The 7,256-nt window shown below is 41.5% G+C and carries 8 protein-coding genes and 1 pseudogene; 2 read left to right on the top strand and 7 right to left on the bottom strand.

What is annotated here, in order from left to right; all coding sequences use genetic code 11:
• Positions 1 to 636, top strand: a 636-nt coding sequence (locus tag HWQ40_RS09660; protein WP_292777053.1) for a WD40 repeat domain-containing protein, incomplete at its 5' end; no start/stop codon positions are given.
• 20 nt (positions 637 to 656) lie between these two features.
• Here the strand turns inward: HWQ40_RS09660 and HWQ40_RS09655 are convergent.
• From HWQ40_RS09655 to HWQ40_RS09625, 7 genes and pseudogenes are all read right to left on the bottom strand, one after another.
• Entirely contained in the window at positions 657 to 794 is a 138-nt protein-coding gene (locus tag HWQ40_RS09655; protein ID WP_292777050.1) for a hypothetical protein, read from the bottom strand.
• A 297-nt stretch (positions 795 to 1,091) separates the two neighbouring features.
• Complete coding sequence (locus HWQ40_RS09650; protein ID WP_292777047.1) at positions 1,092 to 1,661, bottom strand: Uma2 family endonuclease; 570 nt, start codon at positions 1,659 to 1,661, stop codon at positions 1,092 to 1,094.
• Between the two features lie 154 nt (positions 1,662 to 1,815).
• Positions 1,816 to 2,160 (bottom strand): DUF5615 family PIN-like protein, encoded by a 345-nt coding sequence (locus tag HWQ40_RS09645; protein WP_292777044.1) that lies wholly within the window; start codon positions 2,158 to 2,160, stop codon positions 1,816 to 1,818.
• A 16-nt stretch (positions 2,161 to 2,176) separates the two neighbouring features.
• On the bottom strand, positions 2,177 to 2,524 hold the full coding sequence (locus tag HWQ40_RS09640; RefSeq protein WP_292777041.1) for a DUF433 domain-containing protein: 348 nt from the start codon (positions 2,522 to 2,524) through the stop codon (positions 2,177 to 2,179).
• 64 nt (positions 2,525 to 2,588) lie between these two features.
• Positions 2,589 to 2,894, bottom strand: a pseudogene (locus HWQ40_RS09635) (hypothetical protein); the annotation flags it as partial.
• Positions 2,895 to 3,076: 182 nt separating this feature from the next.
• Positions 3,077 to 4,084: an SPFH domain-containing protein gene (locus HWQ40_RS09630; protein ID WP_292777039.1), complete on the bottom strand. Its 1,008-nt coding sequence runs from the start codon at positions 4,082 to 4,084 to the stop codon at positions 3,077 to 3,079.
• Between the two features lie 129 nt (positions 4,085 to 4,213).
• Positions 4,214 to 4,648 (bottom strand): NfeD family protein, encoded by a 435-nt coding sequence (locus HWQ40_RS09625; protein WP_292777036.1) that lies wholly within the window; start codon positions 4,646 to 4,648, stop codon positions 4,214 to 4,216.
• A gap of 235 nt (positions 4,649 to 4,883) precedes the next feature.
• Here HWQ40_RS09625 and HWQ40_RS09620 point away from each other — a divergent pair, with 235 nt between their 5' ends.
• Complete coding sequence (locus HWQ40_RS09620; protein ID WP_292777034.1) at positions 4,884 to 7,043, top strand: protein phosphatase 2C domain-containing protein; 2,160 nt, start codon at positions 4,884 to 4,886, stop codon at positions 7,041 to 7,043.
• Positions 7,044 to 7,256 lie beyond the last annotated feature (213 nt).

Raw genomic sequence — 7,256 nt, 5'->3', positions numbered from 1 at the left:
ATCACCCTCAAGGGGCATAGCAATTCGGTCAATAGTGTAGCATTCAGCCCCGATGGCAAGACCATCGCTTCTGCTAGTGCTGACAAAACCGTCAAACTCTGGAATGCAGCTACAGGTAAAGAAATCATCACCCTCAAGGGGCATAGCAATTCGGTCAATAGTGTAGCATTCAGCCCCGATGACAAGATCATCGCTTCTGCTAGTGCTGACAATACCGTCAAACTCTGGAATGCGTCTACAGGCAAGGAAATTACTACCCTTAACGGACATAGCAATTTGGTCAATAGTGTAGCATTCAGCCCCGATGGCAAGACCATCGCTTCTGCTAGTGCTGACAAAACCGTCAAACTCTGGAATGCAGCTACAGGTAAAGAAATCATCACCCTCAAGGGGCATAGCAATTCGGTCAATAGTGTAGCATTCAGCCCCGATGACAAGATCATCGCTTCTGCTAGTGCTGACAATACCGTCAAACTCTGGAATATGTACCCAAATCACCTTAAGAATTTAATAATTTCTGGTAGTCTCAACGATTTGATGAGCTACAGTTGCGCTAGGCTACGTGGTTATTTACAATCAAATCCCAATGTGAGCGACAAGCACCTCTGCGATGGCATTGGTACTAAGAGCAATTAGAATGTTCCCTTCGACTCCGCTCAGGGAACGTTTTGTTTAGGGAAATTAATTACTGCTACTGCGATCGCACTTTCGATAAACTTGCGGGGCGATCGCTTGCAAAAATCAAACAATGCACTTCTTAAAACAGGCGATCGCTTCCTAATATCAATTCGCATAGTCTGTAGCAGCTTCCGCTTTCACGTTTGGGTGTTTCACGCACTCTGTAACAGCTTCTGCTACTGCGATCGCCCGTGAGAAAAACTTTGCGATTTACTGACAGTGGATGCTCTACATTTGACAATCGCATTTCAAAATCATATCCGATTGGTAACGGCTAATAAGGCTTTAGCAACAAGTGCTGAGGTTTTAGGAGTTGAGGTTTTGTTGCTGCGGTAAATCAGCTTTATTTTACAACATCTTCATTTTACATAATAATTAAGAAGTGCGTTAGCATCAGCTTAAAGTTGCTTTATTCAAATAAAACTCAACCAACTAAATACATCTGCAACTGTTAATTGCCAATTTTCCAAAACACTCAAAACGGGTAAGATATCTTGTTGTTCTTTTAATTCTGGTAATTTATTGGGTTCAAAAATCATGATGGACTCATCAGCAGAATCGAGTAACCAACCTAGCTTTGCTCCATTTTGAATAGAAAATGTAATTTTGCGGATAACTCGGTTGGGTGATTGTTCTGGTGAGAGAATTTCGATTATCCAATCTGGGGGAATCTCAAATTTATTTGCAATACTACCTTTTGCATCCAGAGGAATTCTTTGCCATTCAAACACAGCAATATCTGGTACTATTGAAAGTCCGCTAAACGTGCAGCGTAGTTCAGTCAAGGCATAAGCTAATTTTTTGGGTTTTGCAACTTGATTTATGGCAGAAGCTAATTCAATTTGTAAAGTGCTATGTTTTCCTTGTGGCATAGGTTTTTGGTATATTTGCCCATTAAAATACTCGCTTGCGGGTTTTGTCTCTGGTAGTTGTAAGAATTTTTCTACACTTAGTACTGTGGTTGGCTGAATAGATAACGTCATAATTTACAACTTATCAAAAATTGATTATTTTCTCTTGAGAAGAATGTAACAATTAGTGCGTAGGCGTAGCCCGTGTTAGACATCACATTCCTTTCACTAGCTATTGTAATTTTATCAAATAGGTCAGATGAAATATTAGGCGATCGCATAAAGTTTATCGCGTTGTAGAAGAAAATCGATTAACGCGAATAACTTTTCCTGTTAATGTTGATTCTGTAGAAATCACTGCATCAATATTTGTTGCTAATCGATTCCAATCTAAATCATCTTTGCAGGCAATTATCCCGATATGTTCGGGTTTAATCTTATGTAATTTAAAAAAATCACGACGATTAAGAGTTAATACAGCCCGATTTTCTAATATCGCAAACTCTAACACCATATCATCAGAAATTCCGGCTTTGCCTGCTTCTTGTATGGTGATAACATCATGTCCAAAAGTACGTAATAATTCTACCGATTTACGCGGAAACTGTTCATCTGCTAACAATCTTGCCATACATCAACAGGATATTTTAAGAAGCATCTAAAATTGCATCAGCTTCTTCTTGTTCGTGAATAGCAGTATCAATTTCGTGAGAGAATGCTTCAGCATAAAGCCATGCTGTTACCAAGTCAGCTGCGGTAAGTTGAGGATATTGATCTAGAATATCAGCATCTTTAGCACCTTGCCGTCGATAAGTTACCAACAACCAAACAGGAATGCGTGTTCCGGCAATACAAGCATCAGCACCCATTACACCAGGAGTTTTGGTAATTCCATGATTGTTTGTATTAATACCTTGGGTTAAGATGCGAATCGCTTCAACTTTTTGGGCTGGTGTTAGGGATAGTAACTGTGTTTCTAACTCTTGGGCTGTCATTGGAAACTATCTAAGATTAACTATATTTTAACGGGGTTTGAAAATTTACTACATAGGTTCTTTATGCATCAAGCCAAGCATCAACCTCAGACAGCAAAATTGAGGGGTTATTATGGTCAAATGCTTTGCAAAAAGCCTGTTTTATTGCTTCTTGGCGAAAAAGTTCTAAAAAAGGCTTGGGTTTCCCAACACCGTACTCTACCAGTGTGTATGCATAAACCCCACTAAAATCTGCTGGTGGATGCTCTGGATCGAGGTTAAACTGCTGAAGTAATTTAATTACAGTCTGATTGCGCTGAATTTTTTCCTTTATTAAAGGATTTGCGAGCGCAATAATAGCGTTGATCACCTGTTCTGGGTTAATTATCATTAGTCATTAGTCATTAGTCATTAGTCATTGGGAATGGGGCATTGGGCATTGAGAAGAGACAAGGTAGACAAGGAAGAGGGGGGAGATAAGGGAGAGACTTGTTCAATATTCACCTTTGTCTCCCTTATCCCCCTTATCCCCCTCATCTCCCTGATCCCCCTCATCTCCCCTGCTCCCCATTCTTAACTAGAGCGGTTATTTTCTAATCCTGGTATCTGCTTAGAAAACAATTCGTTAGAGTTAACCTGACCATCTGAAACGACAGAACGTATGCCCTCTAAAGCAGCAGGAATGGAACGCGGATCTATAAAAATCACCTTGCTGCTATCGCTTTTACCAATTGTCGCGCCCATATCCAAATAGCCCAAGGCAAAGAGAACTTCCACTGCTTTATTGGCATTGGGATTCGTCTGGAGTTTTTGGGCAATAATTTCTGCTGATTCGGCGATCGCCTGGGCTTTCAAAACCTGTTGCTGACGTTCTGCTTGAGCTTTCAAAACGATCGCCTTTTGTTCAGCTTCCGCTTGCAAAATTACCGATTTTTGACGAGCTTCCGCATCCAAGATTTGCGCCTCAGCTTTACCTCTGGCGCTATTGACAGCAGCTTCGCGATCGCCTTCAGAAGTTAAAATTGCTGCCCGTTTGCGTCGTTCTGCCGACATTTGCAATTCCATCGATTCACGCACTGCTTGAGATGGAATAATATCTCGCAGTTCTACCCGTGTCACTTTCACACCCCAAGGATCGGTAGCAACATCCAAATCTTGTAACAAAAGCTCACTGATGTGGGAACGAGCAGTAAAGGTTTGATCCAACTCCAGTTGTCCCATTTCAGCGCGAATTTGAGTCAGCACCATATTTACCATTGCCGACTGGAGATTTTCTACCTTGTACCAGGCTTTTTCCATATCCACAATGCGCCAATAAAACACTGCATCTACCTCAATGCCAACGTTGTCACGGGTAATGCACTGTTGAGGAGGAATATCTAAGACTTTTTCGCGGATAGTTTCTCTGTAGACAACTCTATCTAGGAAAGGAACGACAAAGTTTAGTCCTGGTTCCAGTTTTTTGTTATAACTACCCAATCTTTCCACCAAAGCTTGATTGCCCTGATTGACGACTTTCACCGAACCTGCGACAGCAGAACCACCAAGAGCTAAAAATACTAGTAAAAAAAACTGTTCCATTGTAAATCTCCTAATTTTTATTAATAAAGGGAGTGTGGAGTGGAGTAGATGAGTAAGCAGAGGAAGTAGAGTAAAAAGAACTATTGAATTTTGACAAATGACAAATGACAAATGACAAATGACAAATGCTTAAGAATTCAACAGATTTTCCGGTATAACAATCAAAGTAGTACCTTCCCTCCTAACCACATAAACTCTTTGATGGGGTGGTATGGTAAATTTGTCATCGTCACATCTTGCTTGCCAAGAATTTCCCTCATACCGCACCCGCCCTGTTTTCCCAGGCAGAATTTCTGTTAAGGTTTCAGCTATAACTGCATCCCGAATTTTTGATTTGCGTTGTCTTGGTTGCAAAAACCGACGAGAAAGCATGATTAGGGCTGTGGAAAGCAAGAGCCAAACCACAATTTGCAACCATACACTTCCCATACCCACTCCAGACAGCAGCGCCACCACAAAAGCGCTAATTCCCATCATGAAGGCGACAAACGCCGATGGTAAGAACAGTTCTGTTAAACACAAAACTGCTCCTGCCAGAAGCCAGATTAAGGTAAAACTTGGCATAGCGCCATCCTAGTCTCTACATTATTGACGTAAATGCATTTCTACGATTAGATACAGCCAGACGTAAGTTATTTACAGAAAACAAAACTGGGTATTTCTACCAATAATTTTGATTAATTTCAGTAACAAGGTGTAGCTAGCGGTACACAAGTCCAGTTTATTCTAGCCTTCAATTCATTGCCAGCTAAAGTTAATCGAAGTTCACGAGTTGATTGTTTTTTTAATTTATACTTTTATGATTTCTACTCAACTGATAATTTTTTGTATAAATCCACGCTGTAATAGCCCCATTAATCCGATGGGAGATAGCGTTTGTGCCAGTTGCCAAACTCCTTTGGTTCACCGCTATCTGTGGGCAACTGGCTCATTGTCTGCTCAAATCCCACCAGGCACAAAGGTAGCAGATAGGTATGAGGTAATTAAACAACAGATTTGGCTGGATACTCAACCGGGACTGCCGCCAGATGTACCTGAAGAATTGCCAACGGAAGTAATTCCTTATTTACAGTTATATCAAGAGCGGTTGCATCTGCCCCAGGCTTATGGGTTTGTTAGTAATCTTGAGGAAGATACAACTGATATCCTCTTATTGGAAAATGCGCCGATAGATAAGACAGGAAATATCTATCCAACTATTGTTGAGGCTTGGGAGGAAGCCACGGCAGTACGACAAGTTTATTGGCTGTGGCAAATTCTCCAACTTTGGACACCTCTAGCAGAATTGGGACTTAGCCGCAGTTTACTAGTAGCAGATAACTTGAGAGTCGAAGGTTGGTGTATACAACTGTTGGAACTCTACCAAACACCAGATGATCAGAAATTGAGTTTACAAAATCTGGGGGAATGTTGGCAGTTTTGGGTAGTTTCTGCAAAGGCATCAGTAGCCAAAGGGTTACAGAACATTGTTCAGCAGATGTGTGAAACTGAGATTGAGTTAGAGGAAATTAATATTCAACTCAATAATTTACTACTAGCAGCTGCGGCAGAATTGCCATTAGTTTTGAAGGTGGCAGGCTCTACAGATATTGGCCCAATGATGGCGCAAAATGAAGATGCTTGCTATCCCAATAGTTTGAGTGATTTAGATAAAAAACTCCACCCACAAGAGGATGGAGTTTTTGGGCATGGGGAATGGGGCATGGGGCATGGGGAAGAAGTTACCAATGCCCAATCCCCAATGCCCCAAGCAGCGGGGCGACTGCCCCTCTCCACCCACAAGGGGATGGAGTTTCCCGCCGCTTTCGATGAACCTTTATTGCGCCACTTGTCGATTGTTTGCGATGGTATTGGCGGACACGAAGGCGGTGAGGTTGCGAGTCAGTTGGCAGTACAGTCTGTAAAGTTGCAAATTCGCGCTTTACTAACTGAGGTGACAGAACAAACTGTACTTTTTCCACCTGAGTTATTACAGGAACAATTAGAAGCAAGCTTACGGGTGGTAAATAATCTAATTTGTGCCCGCAATAACGAACAAAAACGCCAAGGCAGAGAACGCATGGCTACAACTATTGTCATGGCGTTGCAAGTTCCACAACGAGTCCAGACAAGTACTGGGTGGCAATCAAATAATACCCATGAGCTTTACTTGGCTAATGTTGGCGATAGCCGTGCCTATTGGATTACTCGCAATTATTGCCAGCTACTGACAGTAGATGATGATGTGGCAACGCGAGAAGTACGCCTTGCTAAAAGCTTGTATCGAAAGGCACTTTTAAGACCAGATGCTAGTGCTTTAACTCAAGCATTGGGGACAAGAGATTCAGAATCTTTGCGTCTCAAGGTTCAGCGGTTTATTCTGGAAGAAGATGGCATTTTGCTACTATGTTCTGATGGTTTAAGTGATAATAACTGGGTGGAACAATCTTGGCAGGATTATGCAATACCCGTGTTAACAGGGCAAATGACAGTTGAAGATGCTGTCGGCAACTGGATTAACTTGGCAAATGAAAAAAATGGGCGTGATAATACATCGGTTGTTCTGACTTATTGCCGTGTCTCTCCAGAATACTTAGTACCTGTGACTCCGGCGTTGCCAGAAGAGATTATAGAAGCAGAAATACAGGAAGAAGAACTAGAAGAACTAGAAAAACTAGAAGAACTAGAGGAATTAGAAGAACCAACTTCCTTTACAGAAAGTTCCCAAGCTTTGCTAGATTTGGATCTAGATTTGGATCTTTCAGAAGAACCACCTCTCAGCCCAGAAATTCCACCAACTTTAATTACAAAACCGAAGCGGGGTAAACGTTTGGTAATGCTGGGTGGAGTGTTGGCGTTGCTTGTGGGGGGTACAAGTCTGGGATTATTTGCTTGGTGGCAAATTAATCCTCAAAGATTACAGCAGATGTGTCGGCAACTTCCCCAAAAAGTGCAATCAGTGTGTCCGGCTGGGAAATAGGTTATACCGAAATATTTTAATGTTGATGATAAATATTCTAGTATTGATAAGGAATATTCTAATGTTGATGATAAATATTACAACATTCCTTATGGATGTTCTAATGTTGATGAGAAACATTGCAATCTTGATAAGAACAACTTGTACATTCAGAGTGATGGAAAGAAAGTGGCGATCGCTAGTCAGTCAATATAAGGCAAGCGATCGCACCAC

Origin of the sequence: Nostoc sp. NMS9 (assembly GCF_017114995.1) — a bacterium.
Classification (GTDB): domain Bacteria; phylum Cyanobacteriota; class Cyanobacteriia; order Cyanobacteriales; family Nostocaceae; genus Nostoc.
The sequence above is the reverse complement of the archived record's forward strand: the minus strand, read 5'-3'. Positions and strand labels throughout refer to the sequence as shown.

Coding starts and splice junctions, on each gene's coding strand:
- HWQ40_RS09655 (WP_292777050.1), bottom strand. CDS start 794: ATGCGAATTGATATTAGGAAGCGATCGCCTGTTTTAAGAAGTGCATTG.
- HWQ40_RS09650 (WP_292777047.1), bottom strand. CDS start 1,661: ATGACGTTATCTATTCAGCCAACCACAGTACTAAGTGTAGAAAAATTC.
- HWQ40_RS09645 (WP_292777044.1), bottom strand. CDS start 2,160: ATGGCAAGATTGTTAGCAGATGAACAGTTTCCGCGTAAATCGGTAGAA.
- HWQ40_RS09640 (WP_292777041.1), bottom strand. CDS start 2,524: ATGACAGCCCAAGAGTTAGAAACACAGTTACTATCCCTAACACCAGCC.
- HWQ40_RS09630 (WP_292777039.1), bottom strand. CDS start 4,084: ATGGAACAGTTTTTTTTACTAGTATTTTTAGCTCTTGGTGGTTCTGCT.
- HWQ40_RS09625 (WP_292777036.1), bottom strand. CDS start 4,648: ATGCCAAGTTTTACCTTAATCTGGCTTCTGGCAGGAGCAGTTTTGTGT.
- HWQ40_RS09620 (WP_292777034.1), top strand. CDS start 4,884: ATGATTTCTACTCAACTGATAATTTTTTGTATAAATCCACGCTGTAAT.